This is a genomic window from Enterobacter cloacae complex sp. 2015409 (assembly GCF_041365315.1).
Classification (GTDB): domain Bacteria; phylum Pseudomonadota; class Gammaproteobacteria; order Enterobacterales; family Enterobacteriaceae; genus Enterobacter; species Enterobacter pseudoroggenkampii.
The window spans coordinates 1,287,784-1,313,212 of sequence record NZ_JBFTVM010000001.1 but is presented as its reverse complement, the minus strand read 5'-3'; the positions used below and the strand labels follow the sequence as shown (position 1 = coordinate 1,313,212).

Below are 25,429 nucleotides of genomic sequence, written 5' to 3'. Positions count from 1 at the left end.
AAGACGCACAGTGTTGCGCAAAAATAAGTCTGAAAATAATGGGTGTTTTTTCCCAGGGATAGCTACATCCGTCTGGTGGACATATCCACAGGAATCCGCACACCTGCAAGGAGAAGAAATGAGTAACGTAAAGGTTGTTGATGTCATCATTCGCAAAACGGCGGAGAAAACGAAATTAACCGGCGAAGGAAATCTGTCGGTCTCTATTTCATCGCCGAGCGTGATTGAAATCCAAGGTTCTGCTCAGGATGTGGCGCGTTATGTCCGCCAGGGGAAAGACCTCCTCATTTATATGAAAGATGGCAGCGTTATTCGCTGCAATAACTATTTTGTCGAAGATCCAGAGACGCATAACCAGTCAGAACTGGTATTCAACGACCGTCAGGAACTGACACATATTTCTTTTGCCGATGCCGGGGAAGCGTCAGGCGTTGCGGTGACCGAGTTAACCGCGCAGGCCACACCGATTAGCAGCATTCAACCTTTCCTCGAGCAGGAAAGTGTTTTAAGCGACGCGCCGTGGGGCTGGATTGCGGGAGCTGCGTTAGGCGGCGGTGCCATCGGGGCGCTGCTGGCAAACGGCGGTGACGGCGAGACTAAAACAAAAGTCATTGATAATACCAAAGAAGTTGAAAGCGCCACGCCGACCTTCCTGCTGTCGGATAAAGCGGGTGACAAGCAGGGCGTGCTGAGTGCAAATGAGATCACGGACGACAGCAACCCAACCTTTAGCGGTACCGGTCAGCCGGGCGCGACCATTCAGATCAAAGACAGCAGCGGCAGCACCATTGCCAGCACCATGGTCGGTAAAGACGGCACGTGGACGGTAATATTACCGACCCAGACGGACGGGGAGCACACCTGGTCGGTCGTGCAGATCGACGGCAGTAAAACCACCGATGCGGGCAACATCACCGTAACGGTCTCGACCGCCGAGGCCGCCATTACGCTGGCCACCACGGCGGGCGATAACGTGCTGAACGCCAGCGAGCAATCTGCGGGCTTTACGCTCTCCGGCGCCAGCAAAAATCTGGCGCAGGGTACCGAACTCACCGTGACGCTGAACGGCAAAACCTACGCGGCTGAAGTCGGGGCAGACGGCGCGTGGAGTGTTAACGTACCTGCGGCAGACGCGCAGGCGCTGGGCGATGGCACCTGGACCGTCAACGTCAGCGGTAAAGACGCGGCGGGTAATACCGTCAGCGGAAGCCAGACGATTGGCGTGGATACCACCGCGCCAACCCTCTCTGTCGATACCCTCGCACAGGACAACATCATTAATGCGGCTGAGCATAATCAGCCGCTGACGCTAACCGGTAAAACGAATGCGGAAGCCGGTCAGATCGTCACGGTCACCCTGAACGGTAAAAATTATAACGCCACGGTGGGCAGCGACGGCACCTGGTCCGTCACGCTGGAGGCGGGCGACGTGCAGGCGCTCAGCGAGGGCAATCACACCCTGACGGTTAACGTGAGCGACAAAGCGGGCAACGGCTCGTCCGTGACGGCAGATTTCACGGTGGATACCGTCGCGCCGGTCATCACCATCCATACCGTGGCGGGCGACGATATCCTTAATATCAGCGAGCAGGGCCAGGCGCACATTATTTCCGGCCAGGCGAGCGGTGCCGCCGCGGGCGATGTGGTCACCGTAACCCTTGGCGGTCAGACCTTCACCGGCGTGGTGCTGGCGGACGGCAGCTGGAGCGTGGGCGTGCCGGCGTCCGTGCTGGGCGCGCTGGGCGAAGGCAACCATACGCTTTCGGTTTCCGTCACTGATGCGGCAGGCAACACCGGCAGCGCCACGCACGACATTACGCTGAGTGGACATCCGCCAGAATTTACGATTGACGCCATCAGCCAGGATAACGTCCTGAATGCCCAGGAGGCGATGCAGCCGCTGAGCCTGACCGGCACCAGCAACCTGCCGGACGGCACCACCGTCACCGTGACGCTGAACAACGTCAACTATCAGGCCACCGTCGAAAACGGTATCTGGGCGATCCAGGTGCCGGTGTCCGACGTCCTGAATCTGGCAAACACCCTTTACACCGTCAGCGTCAGCGGTACCGACAGCGTGGGTAACAGCGGTTCTGCCGAAGCGAATCTGCTGGTGGATACCGTCCTTCCGCAGGTCATCATCAATACGTTTGCGGGCGACAACCTGGTCAATAACGCCGAAGCGGGCGTCGATCAAACCCTCAGCGGTCGCGTTACCGGCGCGGCGGCGGGCGATACCGTCTCCATCACCGCAGGCGGCAAGAGCTACACCGCAACGGTTGGCAGCGATCTGACCTGGAGCGTGAAGATCCCATCAGCGGATCTTCAGGCGTTCGGCGACGGCGATTTAACCTTCACCGCGTCGGTGACCAACGGGCACGGCAATACCGGCACCGGCGAGCGTGATATCAATATCAACGCGGAGCTGCCGGGTCTGCGCGTGAACACCATTTCCGGCGATGACGTGATCAACGCCATTGAGCAGCAGCAGGATCTGAGCGTCACCGGCTCCAGTAGCCATCTGGCCGCGGGCACGCAGATTATCGTCACCATCAACAACGTTGAGTACGTTACCGCGGTTAACGCCAGCGGCAACTGGCAGATCGGCGTTCCGGCGGCGGACCTGCAGGCCTGGACGGCGGGCGGCATGACGGTGAGCGTCAGCGCGGTAGATGACTGGGGCAATCCCGTTGCGGCTGAACACCCGATTGAACTCGATCTGAACGCCGTGGCGGTCACCATTGATACCGTCTCCGGCGACGACCTGCTGAATGCGGCAGAAAAAGGCGGTGATTTAACCCTTTCCGGCCAGACGCAGGGCGTGGAAGCGGGGCAGACCGTGGTGGTGAAATTCGCTGACCAGACCTTTACCGCGCAGGTGCAGCAGGATGGCTCCTGGAGCCTGACCGTACCCGCCAGCGCCATGGAAACCCTGACCGACGGGCGCGCGCAGGTGAGCGTCAACGTCACTAACGTCAGCGGCAACAGCGCGGACGCCTCGCGCGTTGTCACGGTGGATACGCAGCCACCGGCGATTACGCTCGATAACCTGACCGCCGACAACATCATTAATGCGGCAGAAGCGCAGCAGGATTTACTGTTAAGCGGCAGCAGCAGTGCGGAACCCGGCCAGACTGTCACCGTGACGCTGAACGGCAAAACGTATCAGACCACGGTCCAGACGGACGGTAGCTGGCAGCTGAGCGTCCCGGCGGCTGACGTCGGCGCCCTGACGGACGGCATCGTTACCGTGACGGCAACCGTGAGCGACGTGGCGGGCAACAGCAGCAGCGCCGATCGCGTGGGTCTGGTGGATGCGACCGTACCGCAGGTGACCATTAATGACTTTGTCACCGACACTAACACCGTTAACCAGCTCGCCCATTCACAGGCGCAGATCCTGAGCGGCTCCGTCACCGGTGCGGCAGCGGGCGACCTTGTGACCATTACCATTAACAGCGTGGATTACACCACCGTGGTGGATGCGGCGGGCAACTGGAGCCTCGGCCTGCCGGCGTCTGTCGTTCAGGGGCTGACGGACGGCACATGGACCATTGACGTCTCCGTGACCGACCGATCCGGCAACACCGGAAGCAGTTCGCTGGATGTGGTGGTGAATACCGTGACGCCTGTTATCGGTATCAACACCCTGGCGGCGGACGACGTAATCAATGCGACCGAGAAGGGCGAAGATCTGCTGCTCTCCGGCACCAGCAACCAGCCGGAAGGCACGCGCGTCACCGTTAACCTGAACGGCATCAACTACACCGCCACCACTGACGCCAGCGGCAACTGGAGCGTGACCGTACCGGCCTCGGCCGTAAGCGTCCTGGGAGAAGCTCATTACACCGTGACGGCGAGCGTCACGGATAGCGTAGGCAACAGCGCCTCAACCTCACACGATGTGCTGGTGGACAGCTCGCTGCCGGTGGTGACGATCGGCACGCTGGCGGGCGACAATATCGTTAACGCGGCGGAAGTGGCGGCAGGGCAAACCCTGTCCGGTAAGGTGACGAACGCGGCGGCAGGTGACACTGTCACGATTATCCTCGGCGGTCAGACTTACACGGCTACCGTGCAGGACGATCTCACCTGGAGCCTGCCGTTAAGCGAAAGCCAGTTCACCGCGCTCGGCAACGGCGACCTCACCGTATCCGCCAGCGTGACCAACGGCCACGGTAATACCGGCTCTTCTTCTCTCGACTTCACCATCGACGCCCAGCTTCCGGGACTGCGTATTGATACGGTCGCAGGTGACGATGTGATTAACGTCATCGAACACGCCCAGAATCTGATTGTCTCCGGCACCAGCACCGATCTGGCGGCGGGCAGCACCGTGACCGTGACCATTAACGGCAAAGCGTATTCCGCAACGGTGCTGGCCGACGGCACCTGGCAGACAGCGGTACCGGCGGCGGACGTGTCCCAGTGGGCGGATGGCTCGCTGGATATCAAGGCAAGCGCGCAGGATGCCTCCGGCAACCCGGTGACCATCGGCACCGTCGTGGACGTCGATCTCGCGCCTGTCGCCATCACCATCAGCAGCGTGACCGACGACAACGTGCTCAACGCGGCGGAAAAAGGCCAGGACCTCGTGCTGTCCGGCACCACGTCCAACGTGGAAGCGGGTCAGACCGTCACCATCACCTTTGCGGGTATAACCTATACCACGACGGTGGATGGCAACGGCGACTGGACCTGGACCGTTCCGGCTGCCGATCTGAGAGCCCTGAAGGACGGTGACGCCAGCGTGCAGGTCAGCGTCACCAACGTGAACGGCAACGCGGCGTCTTCGGCGCAGGAATTCAGCGTCGATACCACCGCGCCGACGGTGACCATCAACACCATCAGCAATGACAATATGCTGAACGCGGCAGAGGCGGCGCAGGATCTGACCCTGAGCGGGACGTCTACTGCCGAAGCGGGCCAGACGGTCACCGTGACCTTCAACGGCAATCAGTACACCGCGCAGGTGCAGGCGGACGGCAGCTGGACGCTCGACGTTCCGGCGGCGGATCTGGCGGGCATCACCGACGGCAGCGCGGCGGTCACGGCGACCGTGTCCGACAAAGCAGGTAACCCGGCCAGCGCAGGTTCCTCGGTGCTGGTCGACACCACCGTGCCGCAGATTTCGTTCAACATCGTTGCGGGCGACGACATCGTGAATATTGCCGAGCACGGCCAGGCGCTGATCGTCTCCGGTAAGGTCACGGGCGCGCAGGCGGGCGACGTGATCACCGTGACCCTGAACGGCAAAGACTACACCGCCATGCTGGACGTGTCCGGCAGCTGGAGCGTGGGCGTTCCTGCGGCGGACGTGGGCGCGCTGGCAAACGGCGAGCAGACGATCTCTGCGACCCTCACCGACAAAGCCGGTAACAGCACCACCGCGACGCACGAGTTTGACGTCTCCCTGACCGCGCCGGTAATTGCCATTAATACCCTGGCGGTTGACGACGTGATCAACGCGACTGAGAAAGGCCAGGATCTGCAGGTGTCCGGCACCAGTAACCAGCCGGACGGCACGACCATTACGGTGACCCTGAACGGCATCAGCTATACGGCCACCGCCGACGCGAGCGGGAACTGGAGCGTGACCGTTCCGGCGGCAAACGTCTCTGCGCTGGGCGAAGCGAGCTACGCCGTGACGGCGAGCGTGACCGACAGCGCGGGGAACAACGCGAGCACCGGGCACAGCGTGCTGGTCGACAGCGCGCTGCCGCAGGTCACCATCAACCCTGTCGCCACTGACGATGTCATTAACGCGGCGGAAGTGGCTAGCGGGCAGACCCTGAGCGGGAAAGTGAGCGGCGCGGCGAGCGGTGACACTGTCACTGTTTCAGTCGGTGGCAATACCTGGACCGCGACGGTTCAGGACGACCTGAGCTGGTCGGTCAACGTGCCGTCCACGGCCTTAACCGCTATCGGTAACGGCGATCTGACGGTGTCAGCCAGCGTCACCAACGGCCACGGCAACACCGGAACGGGCGAGCGCGAAATCGTTATAGATGCCAACCTGCCGGGCCTGCGCGTCGATACCGTGGCGGGCGACGATGTGATCAATAGCATCGAACACGCTCAGAACCTGATTATCACCGGCTCAAGCGAAGGCCTGGCAGCGGGCGCGGCGCTGACGGTGACCGTCAACGGCAAAACCTACGCGGCAACCGTGCTAGCGGACGGCACCTGGACGGCGGCCATTCCGGCGGCAGACGTCAGCGCGCTGAATGCGGGCACGGTTACCGTGACCGTGGAAGGCCAGAGCGCGGCGGGCAACCCGGTTTCCATCAGCCATGACGTGAAGGTGGATCTGGCGGCAGTCGCCATCAGCATTAACCCGATTGCCTCTGACGACGTGATTAACGCGGCAGAGAAAGGCGCGGACCTGGTGCTGTCTGGCTCCACCACCAACGTGGAAGAAAACCAGACCGTTACCATCACCTTCGGCGGCAAGTCGTACACCGCGAAGGTCGATGCCGACGGCAACTGGACAGCTACCGTACCGTCTGCCGACGTGGGCAGCCTGAAGGACGGTGACGCCAGCGTGCAGGTGAACGTGACCAACGTGAACGGCAACAGCGCGTCGGCGGGCCGCGAGTACAGCGTGGACGCGACCGCGCCGACGGTGTCTATTGAAATCATCAGCGACAACAACATCATCAATGCGGCTGAAGCGCAGCAGGATCTGGTGATTAACGGCGTCACCAACGCCGAAGCGGGCCAGACCGTCACCGTGACCCTGAACGGTGTGGACTATACCACCACCGTGCAGGCCAACGGCAGCTGGAGCGTGACCGTGCCATCCGCGGATGTGAGCGGTATTACCGACGGGAACTACACCGTCAGCGCCGCCGTATCGGACAAAGCGGGCAACCCGGCCTCCGCGGATCGCGACGTGCTGGTGGATACCACCGTTCCACAGTTGACCATTCACACCGTATCCGACGACGACGTGATCAACAGCGCCGAGCATGCGCAGGCCCTGATTGTCACCGGTTCCGTGACCGGCGCGGCGGCGGGCGACGTGGTCACGGTCACCCTCAACGGCAAATCGTACACCGCCACCCTGGACGCCTCCGGCAACTGGAGCGTGGGCGTGCCTGCGGCGGACGTCACCGCGCTGGCCGCCGGGGATTACACTATTACCGCGGCGCTGACCGATAAAGCAGGCAACAGCAACAGCGCCACGCACGGCGTGGAGGTGAACCTGACCGCGCCGGGGCTGACCATTGACACCGTTTCCGGTGACGATGTGATCAACCATACCGAGAAAACTCAGGATCTGACCCTCTCCGGTACGGCTTCCGGCCTGGCGGCAGGCGCGGTGGTAACCGTGATGCTGAACGGCAAAGCGTACAGCGCGCAGGTGGACGATAACGGAAAATGGACCACCACCGTTCCGGCGAACGAAGTCGGTCAGTTGGGCGAGGCGCTTTATACCGTCACCGCCTCGGCAACGGACAGCGTCGGTAACAGCACCAGCGCGTCGCATACCGTGAGCGTGGAATCCGTTCTGCCGGGCGTGATCGTCAACACCATTGCGGGCGACGACATTATTAACGCGGCGGAGCTGGCAGCCGGCCAGACCATCAGCGGTAAGGTGGTGAATGCCGAAGCGGGCAACACCGTGACCGTGACGATTGGCGGCAACAGCTACACCGCAACGGTGCAGAGCGATCTCACCTGGTCCGTTAACGTGCCGTCCGACGTGCTGACCGCGCTGGGCAACGGCGATTTGACCGTGTCAGCCAGCGTGACCAACGGCGTCGGCAACAGCGGATCCGCTGAGCGCGAAATCGTGATAGACGCTAACCTGCCGGGCCTGCGTGTGGATACCGTGGCGGGCGACGACGTGATCAACAGTATCGAACACGGGCAGAACCTGATTATTACCGGCACCAGCGACGGGCTGGCGGCGGGCGCGGCGCTGACCGTCACCGTCAACGGCAAAACCTACCCGGCCACCGTGCTGGCGGACGGCACCTGGCGCGCGGCGATCCCGGCTGCGGACGTGGGTGCCCTGGCGGCAGGCACGGTCACCGTGACCGTGGCAGGCCAGAGCAGCGCCGGTAATCCGGTCTCCATCAGCCATGATGTGACGGTGGACCTGGCGACCGTTGCCATCAGCATCGATGCGATTGCCGCCGACGACGTGATTAATGCCGCCGAGAAGGGCGCGGATCTGGTGCTCTCCGGGGCGACCTCAAACGTTGAGGAAAACCAGACCGTTACCATCATCTTCGGCGGCAAGAGCTACACCGCGACCGTAGGTGCCGACGGCAAATGGACGACCACGGTGCCAGCCGCCGACCTGGCGGGTCTGAAAGACGGCGACGCCAGCGTGCAGGTGAGCGTCACCAACGTGAACGGCAACAGCGCCTCGGCGGGCCGCGAGTACAGCGTGGATGCGACCGCGCCGAGCGTGACCATTAACACCCTGGCGACGGACGACATCCTTAATGCCGCCGAAGCGAAGAGCGATCTGACCGTGTCCGGTACCACCACCGCCGAAGCGGGCCAGACGGTCACCGTATCGCTGAACGGCAAAGACTACACCACAACCGTCGGCGCAGACGGCAACTGGACGCTGAACGTTCCGGCGGCCGATGTTGCGGCCCTGACGGACGGCAGCGTGACCGTCACCGCATCGGTCAGCGACAAGGCGGGCAACCCGGCATCGGTGGATCACAACCTGGCGGTAGATATCACCGTGCCTGCGGTGACCATCAATACCGTGGCGGGCGACGACGTGATTAACATCGCTGAGCACGGCCAGGCGCACATCATCAGCGGCACCGCCACCGGCGCGGCAGCGGGCGATAAGGTCACCGTCACCATCGGCGGCCAGACCTACACCACCGTGCTGGACGCGGCGGGCAACTGGAGCGTCGGCGTCCCGGCCAGCGTGATTTCCGGCCTCAGCGACGGCACCGTGACCGTCACGGCGTCGGTCACCGACGCGGCGGGCAATACTGGCACCGGCACGCATAACGTGACCGTCGATACCGGTCTGCCGTCCGTGGCCTTCAACGCCATCAGCGGCGACAACGTGCTGAACGCGGTGGAGAAAGGTCAGGATCTGAGCGTCAGCGGCACCAGCGCCAACCTGGCGGAAGGCACCGCGGTGACCGTGACCCTGAACGGCAAAAACTACACGGCGACGACCGCCGCAGACGGCACCTGGAGCCTGACGGTTCTGGCAGCAGATCTGGCCGGTCTCGGTCAGGCCAACTACACCCTGAACGCAACCGCCACCAACGACGTGGGCAACAGCGTGAGCAACACCGCGAACCTGCTGGTGGACACCGCGCTGCCAACGGTCAACATCAACACCGTGGCGGGCGATAACGTCATTAATGCGGCGGAAGTGGCCGCAGGCCAGACCCTGAGCGGCACCGTGGCGAATGCCGAAGCGGGCAATACCGTGACCGTGACCATTGGTGGCAACAGCTACACCGCAACGGTGCAGAACGACCTGACCTGGTCCGTCAACGTGCCGTCTGACGTGCTGACCGCGCTGGGCAACGGCAGCCTGAGCGTGACGGCGACCGTTACCAACGGCCACGGCAACACCGGCACCGTCGAGCGCGAGATCGCGATCGACGCTAACCTGCCGGGGCTGCGCGTCGATACCGTCGCGGGTGATGACGTGATCAACACCATCGAGCACGCGCAGAACCTGATCGTCAGCGGATCCAGCGACGGGCTGGCACCGGGCACGGCGCTGACCGTCACCGTCAACGGTAAAGACTATGCGGCCACGGTGCTGGCGGACGGCACCTGGAGCGCGGCTGTTCCGTCAGCGGACGTGAGCGCGTGGCCGGAAGGCACCGTCAAAATCAGCGTTACCGGCGACAGTTCAGCGGGTAACCCGATTACCATCAGCCACGATGTGACGGTGGATCTGGCGACCGTTGCCATCAGCATCAATTCCATCGCCATCGACGACGTGATTAACGCGGCGGAGAAGGGCGCGGATCTGGTGCTGTCCGGTGCGACCACCCACGTTGAGGCCGGGCAAACCGTGACCATCAGCCTGAACGGCAAAATCTACACCACCACGGTGGACGACAGCGGCAACTGGACCTGGACCGTACCGTCTGCAGATCTGGCACACCTCAAGGACGGCGACGCCAGCGTGCAGGTGAGCGTCACCAACGTGAACGGCAACAGCGCCTCAGCGGGGCGTGAGTACAGCGTGGATGCGACCGCGCCGTCCGTGACCATTCATACCCTGGCGGCTGACGATATTCTGAATGCCGCAGAAGCGCAGTCCGATCTGACCGTGTCCGGCACCACCACCGCCGAAGCGGGCCAGACGGTGACCGTGACGCTGAACGGCAAAGACTACACCACGACGGCAGGCGCGGACGGCAGCTGGACGCTGAGCGTTCCGGCGGCGGATCTGGCGGCGCTAGGCGACGGCAGCGTCATCGTGAAGGCGAGCGTCAGCGACAAAGCGGGCAACCCGGCGTCGGTCGATCACACTCTGACGGTGGACGTGACCGTGCCTGCGGTGACCATCAATACCGTGGCGGGCGATGATGTCATTAACCTCGCAGAACACAGCCAGGCGCACATCGTCAGCGGCACCGCCACCGGCGCGGCGGCGGGCGATAAGGTGACCGTGACCATCGGCGGCCAGACTTACACCACCGTTCTGGACGCGGCGGGTAACTGGAGCGTGGGCGTCCCGGCCAGCGTGATTTCCGGCCTCAGCGACGGCACCGTGATCGTGACTGCGTCCGTCACCGACGCGGCGGGCAACACCGGCACCGGCACGCATAACGTGACCGTCGATACCGGCCTGCCGTCCGTGGCCTTCAACGCCATCAGCGGCGACAACGTGCTGAATGCGGTGGAGAAAGGTCAGGATCTGAGCGTGAGCGGCACCAGCACCAACCTGGCGGAAGGCACCGTGGTGATCGTGACCCTCAACGGTAAAAGCTACACGGCGACGACCGCCGCAGACGGCACCTGGAGCCTGACGGTTCCGGCAGCGGATCTGGCGAGTCTCGGCCAGGCCAACTACACCCTGAACGCGACCGCCACTAACGGCGTGGGCAACAGCGTCAGCAACACCGCGAATCTGCTGGTCGATACCGCGCTGCCGACCGTCACCATCAATACCGTGGCGGGCGACAACGTCATCAACGCGGCGGAAGTGGCGGCAGGCCAGACCATCAGCGGCACCGTGGCGAATGCCGAAGCGGGCAATACCGTCACCGTGACCATTGGCGGTAACACGTACACCGCAACGGTGCAGAGCGATCTGACCTGGTCCGTTAACGTGCCGGAGTCCGTCCTGACGGCGCTGGGCAATGGCGATTTGACCGTATCGGCAACCGTCACCAACGGCCACGGCAACACGGGAGCGGGCGAGCGCGAAATCGTTATAGACGCCAGCCTGCCGGGCCTGCGCGTCGATACCGTGGCGGGCGACGATGTGATCAACAGCATCGAACATACTCAAAACCTGATCGTCTCCGGCTCCAGCGACGGGCTGGCGGCAGGTACAACGCTCACCGTGACCGTCAATGGCAAAACCTATGCGGCCTCCGTGCTGGCAGACGGTTCCTGGAGCGCGGCGATCCCGGCGGCAGACGTCGGGGCCTTCGCAGCAGGTACGGTCACCGTCACCGTTGCGGGCCAGAGCGCGGCGGGCAACCCGGTGACCATCAGCCATGACGTAACGGTCGATCTGTCTGTCGTTGCCGTCAGCATCGATGCGATTGCCACCGACGACGTGATTAACGCGGCGGAGAAAGGCGCGGATCTGGTGCTCTCCGGCAGCACCTCGAACGTGGAGGAAAACCAGACCGTTACCATTACCTTCGGCGGCAAGACGTATACCGCGAAGGTGGATGCTGACGGCCGCTGGACGGCCACCGTGCCGTCTGCGGATCTCGCGGGCCTGAAGGACGGTGACGCCAGCGTGCAAGTGAGCGTCACCAACGCGCACGGCAACAGCGCCTCGGCGGGCCGCGAGTACAGCGTGGACGCGACTGCGCCAACCGTGAGCATTGATACGGTCGCTGGCGATAACGTGATTAACGCCAGCGAAGCGTCTGCGGGCGTGGCCATTTCCGGCACCACCACGGCGGAAGTCGGGCAGACGGTCACCGTGACGCTGGGCGGTAAGAGCTATACCGCCCAGGTGCAGCAGGGCGGCGTCTGGAGCGTGAACGTGCCGGGCACCGACCTGTCCGCACTGGCGGATAACGGCTACACCGTGCAGGTCAGCGTGAGCGACGCCGCGGGTAACCCGGGCAGCGCGGGCAAAGCGATTACGCTTGATACCACGCCGCCGACCGTCAGCTTTAACGCTGTCGCGGGCGATAACGTCATTAACAGCGTGGAGCACGGGCAGGCGCAGATTGTCAGCGGCACGGCAACCGGCGCGAGCGTCGGCGATAAAGTGGTTATCACCATCGGTTCGAACCAGTACACCACTACCGTTGACGCCAGCGGCAACTGGAGCGTGGGCGTCCCGGCCAGCGTGATTTCCGCGCTGAACGACGGCACCGTGACCCTCAGCGCGACCATTACCGACAGCGCGGGCAACAGCAGCACCCAGACCCATGACGTGGTGGTCAACACCGCATCCGTGGCGCTGACGGTGAACACCGTTAGCGGTGACGACGTCATCAACGCGGCTGAAGCCGGTTCGTCCCTGGTGATTAACGGCTCCAGCGCCCAGCTTGCCAGCGGGACGCAGGTTACCGTGACGCTGAACGGCAAGAGCTATACGGCCACCATCCAGAGCGACGGCAGCTGGACGACCACCGTTCCGGCCGCAGACGTAGGTGCCCTGGCCGATGGCGCGCGCTATCAGGTGTCCGTGTCGGCGCAGGACAGCGCGGGCAACAGCGCGTCGGCGACCCACGGCATCAGCGTGGATACCACTGCGCCAGTGGTGAGCATTGCGGCGCTGTCGGTTGACGATATGCTGAACGCGGCGGAAGCGCAGCAGCCGCTGACCGTGCACGGATCTTCCAGCGCGGAGGCGGGTCAGACCGTTACCGTGACGCTGGGCGGCAAAACCTACACTGCGCTTGTCGGCAGCGACGGCACCTGGACGCTCGACGTTCCGGCAGCCGATCTGGCTGCGCTGAGCCAGGGCGCGCTGACGGTCACCGCCTCGGTCAACGATAAAGCGGGTAATAACGGCCAGACCACGCACACCTTAACGGTAGACACCGTCGCGCCAGCCGTAACCATCAGCACCGTGGCCGATGACGATATCGTCAACAACGCCGAGCAGCTGGCGGGCCAGACCATCCGTGGCACGACCACGGCGGAACAGGGCCAGACGGTGACCGTCTCCTTCAGCGGGCACAGCTATCAGGCGACCGTCGGGGCGGACGGATCGTGGTCGGTCTTCGTGCCGGGCCGTGATTTCCTCGGCCTGAGCGACGGGGATTACACCATTACGGCTACGGTAAGCGACAGGGCGGGCAACCCGGGCAGCGCAACGCACGACGTGACGCTGAACGGCGATGTCCCAACCATCACCATTAATATCTTTGCGCAGGACGATATCGTCAACGCCGCCGAGCACGGCACGCCGCTGGTCATCAGCGGCACCACCGACGCGCCTGTAGGCCAGACGGTGACCATCACGCTGAACGGTAAAACCTATACGGCGACCGTACAGAATGACGGTACCTGGAGCTACACGGTAGGAAGCGCTGACGTGACCGCGCTGGCAGACGGCGGCTCGTACGTGATTAACGCGCAGGTCAGCAATACCATCGGCAACAGCGCCAGCGATAACCATACCGTCACGGTCGATCTCACCGCGCCGTCGATGGGGATCGCTATTGATTCGCTGCAAAACGACACCGGCCTGAGCGCAACGGATTTCATCACCAACGACAGCCAGGTCGTCGTCAACGGCTCGCTGACCGCGCAGCTCGGCAATAACGAGAAGGCGCAGATCAGCCTCGACGGCGGCGTCACCTGGATCGACCTGACCGTGACCGGCACCACCTGGCGCTACGCCGATGGCCGCACCCTGACGGACGGTACGTATCAGTACCAGGTCCGCGTGATTGATAACGCGGGCAACGTGGGGGCCACGGACAGCCAGGACGTGGTGATTGACCTGACGAAGCCTGCGGCAACCACCATTACCGTGGATTCCATTACGCAGGATACCGGCCTGTCCGGCAGCGACTTTATCACCAGCGACAACCAGATCAGCCTGAAAGGGACGCTCGGCGCGGCGCTGGGCAGCGGCGACCACGCGCAGATCAGCCTTGACGGGGGCGTCACCTGGACCGACGTCAGCGTCAGCGGCCTGAGCTGGACGTATGTTGATGGCCGCACGCTGGCCGACGGGGATTACAACTACCAGCTGCGCGTGATTGACGACGCGGGCAATATCAGCGCCACCGCCAGCCAGGTGGTGACCATTGATACGGTTGCGCCGGACGCGAGCAAAACCATCGCCATCGACAGCATCAGTGACGATACCGGTCTGAGCAGCAGCGACTTTATCACCAACGATACGTCCCTGACGCTGCACGGCTCGCTCGGCGCGACGCTGGCCGACGGCGAGTATGCCCAAATCAGCATCGACGGCGGCGTGACCTGGCAGAACGTCATCGTCACCGGCAACAGCTGGTACTACGTCGATGGCCGCACGCTGGGTAACCAGACCTATGACTACTACGTTCGCGTGGTGGATGCGGCGGGCAACGTGGGTGCCAGCGCCCATCAGCAGGTGACCGTCGATACGGTCGCCCCGGATGCGGCGATTACGGTGACTGTGGATAACATCACCGTGGATACCGGATTCGACAATAACGACTTCCTGACCAGTTCGACCTCGTACACGCTGCACGGAACGCTTGGCGCAGCGTTAGGGGCGGGAGAGTACGTGCAGGTGAGCATGGACGGCGGCACGACCTGGGTATACGCCACCGTCAGCGGGACGCAGTGGAGCTATAGCGACACCCGTACCCTGACCGACGGCAGCCATAGCTACCAGGTGCGGGTCGTCGACCAGGCGGGGAACGTCGGGGCAACCACCTCGCAGGCGGTGACGGTGGATACGCAGGCGCCGCAGTACGGCGTCACCATCGACAGCATCAGCGAAGATACCGGCCAGTCCGGGAGTGATTTCATCACCATGGACACCACGCTGACCATCAACGGTTCGCTGGGCAGCGCGCTGGCAAGCGACGAGCGCGTACAGATAAGCCTGGACGGCGGGAACACCTGGCTCGATACCACGGTCACCAACCAGCGCTGGAGCTACACCGATACCCGCGATCTGCCTGACGGAGACTACACCTACCAGGTGCGGATTATCGACCAGGCGGGCAACGTCGGCTCCACCGCCTCTCAGGAGGTGACGGTGGACACCACGCCGCCAACCACGGTGGGTACGGTCGTGAGCTATACCGACGGTGAAGGCGAGCGTCAGGGCACCTTTGGCAGCGCGGTGGCAACGGACGATAACTCGCCGCTGATCAACGGGACGCTTAACCGCGCTCCGGACGACGGTGAAATTGTGCAGCTCTATCGTGACGGGGTCCTGCTCGGTCAGGTGACCATGAACGGCAGCGCAAGCTGGTCCTTCCAGGACAACGGCCTGAGCGACGGAAATCACACCTACATTGTGCGCGTCACCGACAGGGCCGGTAACTACACGGAGTCTGACGGCTTTGTGCTGAACGTTGATACCAGCATCCCGACCACCACGGCGGCGATTACCGCGCAGACCACGTCGGACACCACGCCGATTGTCGCCGGCACCGTCTCCGCTGACCTGGTGAACGGTGAATACCTGGTGGTGACGGTGAACGGCAAAATCTACACCTCCCAGACCGGCGGCGCGGTGGTGGTCGATCCGGATCACAACACCTGGTATCTGCAGATCCCGGACGGCGATGCGCTGAGCGTGGCGAGCTACAGCGTGACGGCGCAGGTGAAGAGCAGCGCGGGTAACGGCAATACCACCGGTACGGCAACCGGCAGCCTGGTGATTGACACCACTTCGGTGAATACCGACTGGGCGACCACGGCGGGGAACAGCAACAACTCCACCATGACCCTCGGCATGAACAGCAGCGGTCTGTGGAACATCATTGCTAACGGCCAGTCTTATTCCAGCAGCGATAGCTCGACCTATGCCGGGAATACCCTGACCAACACCCGCGGCTATTACGTGGTGAGCCAGACCGCCGCCGACTTTGACCGAAACGGCACGCAGGACATTTTCGCCACGGAGACCACCTACTCAGGATCCACGCAGGTGATGTGGACCTACGATGGCAGCACCTATAACGCCAGCCAGCTGGCGATGGGGACCACCATCTGGTACGGCGGCGTGATTGCGTACGACAAAACCGGGGATGGCTATCTGGATCTGGCGTACGGTGACTCCGGCGCGGACTCCATTACCTATCTGATCAACAACAACGGGGTACTCTCGCCTGACGGCACGTACGGCGGTGCGGGGTTCTGGGGACAGTTCACCACCATGCGTGAAATCTCCGGCGTCGATATTAACAATGACGGCACCGTGGATGTGGTTCAGCACACCAACCGCAGCGGCGCGTACTCGTTAACCGTGATCAACAACAACGGTAACGGCACGCTCTCTATCGGTCAGAACCTGACGAATGTGTTTGTGGCCAACGCCTCGAATACCACCACGGCGGCGTCCATGACGTGGGCGGACTTCAACGGCGATGGCTACATGGATCTGTACCTGGGCAGCAGCTACAACAACAACGGCGGGGTGATCTACTACAACGACGGTACCGGGAAGCTCTCAACCACCAAGAGCGCGGTCGAGGCCTCTAACGCCACGGCGGGGTATCTGTCGGTGGCGGTGGACTGGAACGGTGACGGGCAGATGGACATCGTCAAGCTCAGCACCTATGGCGGCTCGCAGACGGCAACGCTGTTCACCAACAACGGTTACGGCTCGACCTGGACTGCAAGCCAGCTGGCTTCCGGACTGGCGAACGTCACCGGCGTGGCGGCAGTGGACTACAACTGGGACGGTGCGCAGGATCTGCTGGTCTCTCAGCAGAACGGCAAGGTGGTGCTGGTACAAAACAGCAAAACCATTGCTGACGGCACCGCGATGCACCTGCACATTGTCGACAGCGAGGGCATCAACGCCTACTACGGCAATACGGTCAATCTGTACAACGCCGCGGGCGTACTGGTGGCCTCGCAGATCATCAACGCCCAGTCCGGTATCGGTTCGAACGATACCTCTGCGCTGGTGAGCTTCTACGGGCTGGATCCGAATGAAACCTACTCGGCCGAGATCCTGAAGATCACCAACGGCGTGTCGGATAACGTCACCTGGAGCGGCCTGGAGGCGGGCAACGGCAAAGAGGGCTACGTCCTGACGGCCGAAGCGGCCACCGGCGGCCACAGCGGAACCATTACCGGAACCGGGTATAACGACACCTTTATCGCAGAGGATGGCACCTATACCTACAACGGTTCCGGCGGCTGGACTACCCATTCCGACCATGACACCTGGAGCAACACCGGTGGGATGGACGTGGTGGATTACCGCAATGCGACCTCCGGCGTAACCGTGGATTTGCGCCTCTCAACCGCGCAGAACACCGGATTCGGTACGTCACGACTGCTCAACATTGAGGGAATTAACGGCTCGGACTTCGACGACGTCATTACCGGCAACAGCGGTGATAACCGGTTCGAAGGCCGCGGCGGGAACGACACCTTCAACATCGGCAGCGGCGGTCACGATACGTTGCTCTACAAGCTGATCAACGCCTCGGATGCCACGGGCGGTAACGGTCACGACGTGGTGAACGGCTTTACGGTCGGCACCTGGGAAGGGACCGCGGACACGGATCGTATTGACCTGCGCGATCTGCTCTCCGGCAGCGGCTATACCGGCACGGGTTCGGCGAGCTACGTGAACGGCGTGGCCACGCTGGACAGCAGCGCGGGCAATATCAGCGATTACATCCGCGTGGTGCAGAACGGCAGCAATACCGAGATCCAGGTTGACCTGGACGGTACAGGCGGCCAGTTCTCGCCAACCACTCTGGTGACCCTGAACGGCGTGCAGACGGATCTGGCGACGCTGCTGGCGAATCATCAGCTGTTAATTGCGTAAACCAACGCCGCGGGGAGCGCTCCTCGCGGCCTTTTGGCGTTTCTTTTACACGAATTGCGTTAACCCGGAGATTATGAAGACACATCCACAGTACGAACCCTGGCTGCAGGGCATGCTTATCATCGCGAAACATTATCGGCTGGATTTCTCAGCGGAGCATGTTCGGGTCACGATTAACCATGAAAGCCAGTCTCCGCGCCAGCTGGTGCTGGAGGAGATGGCGCGCCAGCTTGGGCTGGGGATGCGTATGGTGGCGGCTGAAGCGGTATCCCTCGATCCGTGGCGCCTGCCGCTGCTGGCGGAATTCACCGGCGGGCAGATTGCGGTGATCAACCGCATGGACAACGAAGGCAACGTCAGCCTGCAGTTCAGCGGCGACGCGGGGCTGGAGACGACGCTGACGCGTGACGAGCTCGGGGCACGGCTAAAGGGGCTGATGGTGTTGCGCCCGCTTGAGTCCACGCCGGATGCCCGCGTGGATGACTACATTAAACCGTATGAGAAAAACTGGTTCTGGCAGCTGGCGCTGAAGGACTGGCGACGCTACAGCGACATTATGCTGGTGGCGCTGGTGGCCAACGTGCTGGCGCTTTCCGGCATGGTCTTCTCCATGCAGGTCTACGACAGAGTGGTGCCGTCGCAGTCGGAAGCCACGCTGTGGGTGCTGTTTGGCGGCGTGATGATTGCCATCGTGTTCGAATTCATCATGCGCATGCTGCGCGTGCATATTTCTGACGTGGCGGGCAAACGCGCCGACCTGCGTATCTCTGAACGCGTGTTTGCCCACGCGCTGCGGATTAAAAACGGCGCGCGATCCAAATCAACCGGATCGTTTATCGCGCAGATCCGAGAGCTGGAGTCGGTGCGGGAGCTCATCACCTCCACCACCATTGCGGCTATCTCCGATCTGCCGTTCTTCCTGCTGTTCGTCTTTATTCTGTGGATGATTGGCGGCCCGCTGGTGCTGGTGGTGCTGCTCGCGGTGCCGCTGCTGCTCATCCCCGGCCTGCTGGTGCAGCGCCCGCTGGGGAAACTCTCCAGCGAAGGGATGCGTGAATCCGCCATCCGTAACGCCACGCTGGTGGAAGCGGTGCAGGGCATTGAAGACATCAAGCTGATGCGCGCCGAGCAGCGTTTCCAGAACCAGTGGAATAACACCAACGACGTCGCCGCCAGCGTCGGCATGAAGCAGCGCTGGCTGACGGGCCTGCTGCTCACCTGGACGCAGGAGGTGCAGTCTATCGTCTATGCGGTGGTACTGCTGGTGGGCTGTTACCTGGTCATCAGCGGTGACATGACCACCGGTGCGCTGGTGGGTACCTCGATTCTGGCGTCACGGACCATTGCGCCGCTGTCGCAGATCTCAGGCGTGCTCTCGCGCTGGCAGTCGGCAAAAGTGGCCCGCAAGGGGCTGGACGATCTGATGCAGCGGCCGATTGACGATCCGCAGCACGGCAAGAAGGTGCACAAGGCCCACCTGCGCGGCGACTACGCGCTTGAGGACGTTGGGTTTTATTACGACGAGGAAGAGAAACTCACCGTACTTAACATCAGCAAGCTGCAGATCCGCGCCGGAGAGCGCGTGGCGGTGCTCGGACGTAATGGCTCCGGTAAAAGCACGCTGTTACAGCTTCTGGCGGGCATGCAGGAGCCGCAGCAGGGCAGCATTCTGCTGGACGATATTGCCCTCAATCACCTCGACCCGGCCGACGTGCGTCGCGACATGCAGCTGCTGAGCCAGCAGGCCCGTCTGTTCTTTGGCTCCGTGCGGGACAACATCCTGATGGGGAACCCGCTGGCGACCGATGACGAAATTCATCAGGCGCTGGTTAACAGCGGCGCGCTGGAGTTTGTGCGCAAACAGAAAATGGGGCTGAACACTATCATCAACGAGGGCGGAACGGGACTCTCGGGCGGACAGCGTCAGGCGCTGCTGCTGGCGCGTGCCCTGATCACCTCGCCGAATATCCTGTTGCTGGACGAGCCAACGGCCTGGCTGGACGAAATGAGCGAGAAGCAGTTTATTCAGCATCTTCACACATGGCTGGGTAAACGCCGGACGCTGGTGGTGGCGACGCATCGCCTGCCGATCCTGGACCTGGTCGACCGCATCATCGTGCTGGAAAACGGCAAGGTGGTGATGGACGGCCCGCGCGACGCCATCCTGCACCAGCACGGAATGGCGCCGCAAAAGACAGCGCAGCGCACCGTGACCATGAAGCCGGCGGCGGTTGCCGAGGAGGGCGCGGCATGAATGATTTCTCCCGTTTCAATAGCCGACTGAAGGAGCCACGCCTGCCGCGCTCAACCCTGGTGGCATGGTCGCTGTTCGCCCTGCTGGCGGCGTTTATCGCCTGGGCGAGCCTGTTCCATCTTGATGAGGTGACGACCGGCAGCGGCAAGGTGATACCGTCTTCGCATGAGCAGGTCATCCAGTCCCTGGAAGGCGGCATTATCCACAGCCTGATGGTGCGCGAAGGCGACATTGTGGAACGCGGCCAGCAGCTTGCGCAGCTTGATCGGACAAAAACCGAGTCGAGCGTGCTGGAGAGTGAGTCTCGTCTGAATGCGGCGATGGCCACGGCGGCGCGCCTGAAGGCCGAAGTCAACGACACGGAACTGGCGTTTCCGGGTGAGCTGGATGACGACGTTGAGCTGGTCAAACAGGAAACGGCACTCTACCAGTCCCGTCGTGAAAGCCTCGAAAAAGGGCTGGCCGGGTTGCGTGAGGGGGCCGAGCTGGTGCAGCGCGAGCTGTCGTTAACCCGGCCGCTGGTGACCCAGGGGGCGGCCAGCAAGGTTGAGGTGTTGCGTCTTGAGCGTCAAAAAAATGAGCTTGAGAACAAAATTACCGAGATGAAAAACCAGTATTACGTTCGCGCCCGTGAAGAGCTGGCGAAAGCCAACGCGGAGATTGAAGCCCAGCGTTCGGTGATGAAAGGGCGTGAGGACTCCCTGACCCGGCTGACCTTCAATGCGCCGGTTCGTGGGATCGTGAAGGACATTGACGTCACGACCGTGGGAGGCGTTATCCCGCCGAACGGCAAGCTGATGAGCCTGGTCCCGCTTGACGATCAGATGGTGGTCGAAGCGAAAATATCGCCGCGCGATGTGGCGTTTATCCATCCCGGTCAGAAGGCGCTGGTGAAAGTGACGGCCTATGACTACTCCATTTACGGCGGGCTGGAAGGGGAAGTGACCATGATTTCCCCGGACACCCTGCAGGATGAGGTGAAAAGAGATGTCTACTACTATCGCGTCTATATTCGTACCGACAGTAATCATCTGACCAATAAGCAAGGGCAGGAATTTCCGGTCTTTCCGGGCATGATTGCTACCGTTGATATTAAAACCGGCAGCAAAACCATTCTGGATTATCTGTTGAAACCGCTGAATAAGGCAAAAGAGGCGCTGCGGGAACGATAGGTGAAGGGCGTTCGGGAGACCGAACGCCTGGAGGATTATACGGTTGACGTCGCGTTGTTAGCGTGGCGTCGCTCTTTGGGTACTACGTTGATGTAATGCGTAACATAGGCAAAATATAACCCGGCATAATTTTCGACGAGTTCGATAAACGCCGGGTATATCGATAGCCGACCATCACCCCGATCTTTCAGGTAGCCTGCCTCCTGAGCCGATTTGATAATCCGGTTGACGTGGATACGCGAAACGAAAAATTCTTTTGCGAGCGTGCTGGCTGAATAGTCGATGATGGCACCATGGGCAGATTTATTTTTCATAGCCTGCAGGTAAAGATAAAGCATAATCATACGTCCGCCATCTTTATCGATAAATAATCCCACTTCAGGCAACACCTTCCTGAACGTTAATCCCCGAAAAAGATATTCTGCCGCGCGGCGGAAGAAGTTATTTCTCAAAATATCATTGTCCAGCAGGTTCACGTTAATATTGAATGTCGGGTAAAGAATACTGACGGGCAAAAATGCGCCGGACATATAACGCTTAAGTTCATTCAGGCCTTTTTCAGTTGGCGCGATTCTCGTTTTGCGTCGGTCTTCCGTGCAGCGCCAGGTCTTGATACGCCCGGTGGTTCTCAGTATCGTAATGATTGCAATAACGCTGTTGGGGCTGGCTATCTTATAGCGAGAACATAAATCTTTAATCTCTGAAACTGACTCCGCCTGATTTCCAAAAATAAAACAACACATAGAGAGGATAATGTTAAATCGTGATTCCTGCAGCATTGTCTTGTAGAAAAGAGGTTGTTTTTTATAGATGGTGTCATTAATTGTGTAGTGCTCTAATATTGCCTCACCGAATCGCGGATTGTTCTTTATAACATCCCTTCGATGTAGCAAGGCCCTGGATGAGATGTGATTATCCATAGCATTTTTCTCGTATTTTAATGAGCCGATAGATGAAGTGTTCAGTCTTCTTTTTCGGAATTCTCATTATACCCTGAGAATGAGATATTTGCCGTTGTTATTTGCAAAGAAAAGTATATTTGCGAACTGGTGATTAACGCAAAGATGTTCCAGTGAATCAGGCTGATAACTGTATCTTACCCTGAGGCTCCAGGATAAAATTACTGTTCTCAACGTGTGCAATAAATTTAATTTATTCACAAATGGAAACGGCGCTTTTGGTGCCCAGGAGCTGGTTATGATCCACAAAGTTTCTCTCAGAAATGGGGCGTGCGATGAACAAAAATTTGTCGTTTCAGCCTGCGCGTTCACATTCCAGGGATATCGTGAGATCCTTAGCAGGTACGGAGTACAGGCCACGCATATTCACTTTGAGGGGGATGAGGTCTCTCAACAGGAACTGCAAAATATCCTTATAAATCAGAATGCTCATATTGTGGCTTTTCTCGGAAAAGGTATTGTCGATCTTCTGGAGAGCCTGAAGCGACTGGCATCCGTGCTCAATGCACTCCCCGTTATTCGACGCGTCACCCTGTATGGTGACATACCGGATGGCTGGTTGTATCGCACCCTTAGCAGTCTTTTAAATAACCGCTATCAATTGTCATTAATTCGTATAGCCCATGTTTCAGATGTAATAACCTGTTTTCACACCCACCATAACGGGTTTAAGGACCGCTCACGTTTATTACGCGAACGCAGTGCGGATATTTCTCCGCATGAAAATATTAAATGGCTTACTAAAAGAGAGATTGATGTATTGTTAAATTTCTACCGCGGCATGTCCGTAAAAGAAATGTGCGACAGAATGGGGCTCTCTAATAAAACGGTTTACACCCACCGCAAGGAAGGTGTGCTTAAATTAAGATTAATTAAGCGATGGCTACACGATCCGCACAATTTAAAAGCGGAGGGAAGCATTAATCGGCGAAGTCAAAAAACGGAATTTACGGATAAGGAAGCAGAAATCTTCAATGCGTTGCATAACAAAGAGATATTTCCTGCCTATCAGATCATTACCGATCGTGATAAAAAAGGTGTAGGGTTTGAGATACTCATTCGCTGGAATAAGAATGGTAAGATTGTCAAACCAACCGGTTTTCTTACGGATATTTCCAGTTATGAGATATGGCTAAAAATAACGGCGCTAGTCATTCATGCCGCCGTATCAGGAATTAATAAGTATAACGGGAAATACTATTTTTCAGTGAATATCCCGCCTCGTCTGGCTTCCGGCAATGCCTTGCCAGATATGGCGAGAAAAGCCATTGGCATGCTGCTCAAACCGCAGTGGGCCGAAAAGCTGGTCTTTGAATTTGCAGAAGATATTGACGTGACGAAGGACAAAAGGATCCCTGAAACCATGCGGCATTTACGCAATACGGGGTGTCGATTGTTTCTGGATGACTGTTTCTCTAACCACCAAACCATGTTCCCGGTGCGCCAGGTGCATTTTGACGGACTCAAACTGGATCGGGACATCGTCGAGCATTTTGTGGCAAACGACAATGACTATAACTTGATTAAAGCGATACAGATTTATAGCGACATGACTGGGGCAGACTGCATTGCAGAGGGGGTTGATAGTGAAGAGAAATTCGAAAAATTAGTCGCGCTGGGCGTCAAAAACTTTCAGGGTTATTATTTATCGCGTGCTGTGAAAGAGGAAGAGTTAGACCGCATGGTCAGGTTGTTCAGTTAACAAAAAAAATAAAGCCCCGAAGGGCCTTTTATTATTTTCGACCCAGCAACAGGCCGAGAACAATACCGACCGCACCCGCTGCGACGAGGCCGGTGAGGGGATTATTTCTGACCGCTTCAGTAACATCGGAAACAGCATCGCTGGCCTGCGCGGCATATTTTTTTGCCGCACCTTTTACCTGATGCTTTGGTGAATCAACGAACTCACCAAACTGCTGCTGCGCCGAACCTGCAAGTTCATCAAGTTTATTTTTTGCTTTGTCTTCAGCAAACTGGGTGTTTTTATCAGTACCGATATCAGACATTTTTGCCTCCTTTTGTTGATAATTAAAGGATAGCCGTTCTTTGCGGATGTGAGAGACGAAAGGTTAATTTCAGCACCCAACAGGGTGGTTTTCGGATATATCTCTGTGCGGGGGACTCCCACAGAGAGTGGGGGTTGGCGCGTCATTCCGGGCTGTCCGGCTCCCAGGAGAGGATATCGCCCGGTTGACACTGCAGTGCCTCGCATATTTTCGCCAGCGTATCAAAACGTATCCCTTTCACCTTGCCGGACTTGAGCAGCGACAGGTTTTGCTCAGTGATCCCCACAAAGGCTGCCAGTGCTCTGGACGTCATTTTCTTCTCTACCAGCATTTTGTCCAGATGAACCACGACAGCCATAATTAGATGAACTCCTTATTTTCTTCTTCCGCTTTGATCCCTTCGACCAGGGAGTGAAAGGTTACCAGCAGCAAACCGCCTGTTAATAGCAGAACAAAATCCCCAAGCAAAAGGGTGACCTGGTAGTAATGTCCCGGCCACGCGATCGTCAGCGGGATCAAAAAGCGACAGACCGGCAGTGCGATCCCAAGGCTTAACATCGCGATGGCAATCTTGCGAACGCTGTTTGCCAGAGCCCGGGAGAGGATCTGTTTTTGACGAACCTGACGCGTGACGCTCATTCCCTGCCAGACGGCAAAGGCAAACAGCCCCGCCGGAAGATAAAGGATCGCCAGCAGGAGTATCTGGTGCAGCGACGAAACCGTTGCAACAGCCAGATCGTCTTTCTGAACCTCGGCGAGCTTTAGCAGAGTGGAAATAAAAAACGACTCGCCGGTGAAATAAATCCACAAAGGGGTGATTAATGCCAGGATGAGAAATAGCGGCAGCACCCCTGCGATGAACACCAGACTGAGTTTACCCCTCGCACCATTCACATCGAACCTTCCTGAGTGTT

8 protein-coding genes are annotated in these 25,429 nt (G+C 59.9%); 4 read left to right on the top strand and 4 right to left on the bottom strand.

Translation table 11 applies throughout. The features are described 5' to 3' along the window. The first annotated feature begins 118 nt into the window (after positions 1-118). The 3 genes from ACDO57_RS06170 to ACDO57_RS06160 all read left to right on the top strand — a co-directional run bounded on the left by ACDO57_RS06170 (position 119) and on the right by ACDO57_RS06160 (position 21,550). A complete protein-coding gene (locus ACDO57_RS06170) occupies positions 119-18,124 on the top strand; it encodes an Ig-like domain-containing protein (protein WP_370883683.1) in 18,006 nt (6,001 codons plus the stop codon). Between the two features lie 73 nt (positions 18,125-18,197). Beyond that, positions 18,198-20,378 (top strand): type I secretion system permease/ATPase, encoded by a 2,181-nt coding sequence (locus ACDO57_RS06165; RefSeq protein ID WP_370883682.1) that lies wholly within the window; start codon positions 18,198-18,200, stop codon positions 20,376-20,378. Further along, entirely contained in the window at positions 20,375-21,550 is a 1,176-nt protein-coding gene (locus tag ACDO57_RS06160) for an HlyD family type I secretion periplasmic adaptor subunit (protein ID WP_370883681.1), read from the top strand. Before ACDO57_RS06165 ends, ACDO57_RS06160 begins: the two co-directional genes overlap by 4 nt. Before the next feature lie 35 nt (positions 21,551-21,585). Here the strand turns inward: ACDO57_RS06160 and ACDO57_RS06155 are convergent, their stop codons facing one another. Continuing rightward, complete coding sequence (locus tag ACDO57_RS06155) at positions 21,586-22,470, bottom strand: MarR family transcriptional regulator (RefSeq protein ID WP_370883680.1); 885 nt, start codon at positions 22,468-22,470, stop codon at positions 21,586-21,588. A gap of 277 nt (positions 22,471-22,747) precedes the next feature. Between ACDO57_RS06155 and ACDO57_RS06150 the strand changes: the two genes are divergently transcribed. Next, entirely contained in the window at positions 22,748-24,211 is a 1,464-nt protein-coding gene (locus ACDO57_RS06150; protein WP_370883679.1) for an EAL domain-containing protein, read from the top strand. Between the two features lie 31 nt (positions 24,212-24,242). Here the strand turns inward: ACDO57_RS06150 and ACDO57_RS06145 are convergent, their stop codons facing one another. From ACDO57_RS06145 to ACDO57_RS06135, 3 genes are all read right to left on the bottom strand, one after another. Beyond that, positions 24,243-24,515, bottom strand: coding sequence for a YqjD family protein (locus tag ACDO57_RS06145; RefSeq protein WP_024908392.1), 273 nt, complete (start codon positions 24,513-24,515; stop codon positions 24,243-24,245). Positions 24,516-24,657: 142 nt separating this feature from the next. Beyond that, positions 24,658-24,873 carry a helix-turn-helix transcriptional regulator gene (locus tag ACDO57_RS06140; protein WP_024908393.1) on the bottom strand — a complete coding sequence of 72 codons (216 nt, stop codon included), beginning with the start codon at positions 24,871-24,873 and terminating at the stop codon, positions 24,658-24,660. Positions 24,874-24,875: 2 nt separating this feature from the next. Beyond that, entirely contained in the window at positions 24,876-25,409 is a 534-nt protein-coding gene (locus tag ACDO57_RS06135) for a DUF2975 domain-containing protein (RefSeq protein ID WP_370883678.1), read from the bottom strand. Positions 25,410-25,429 lie beyond the last annotated feature (20 nt).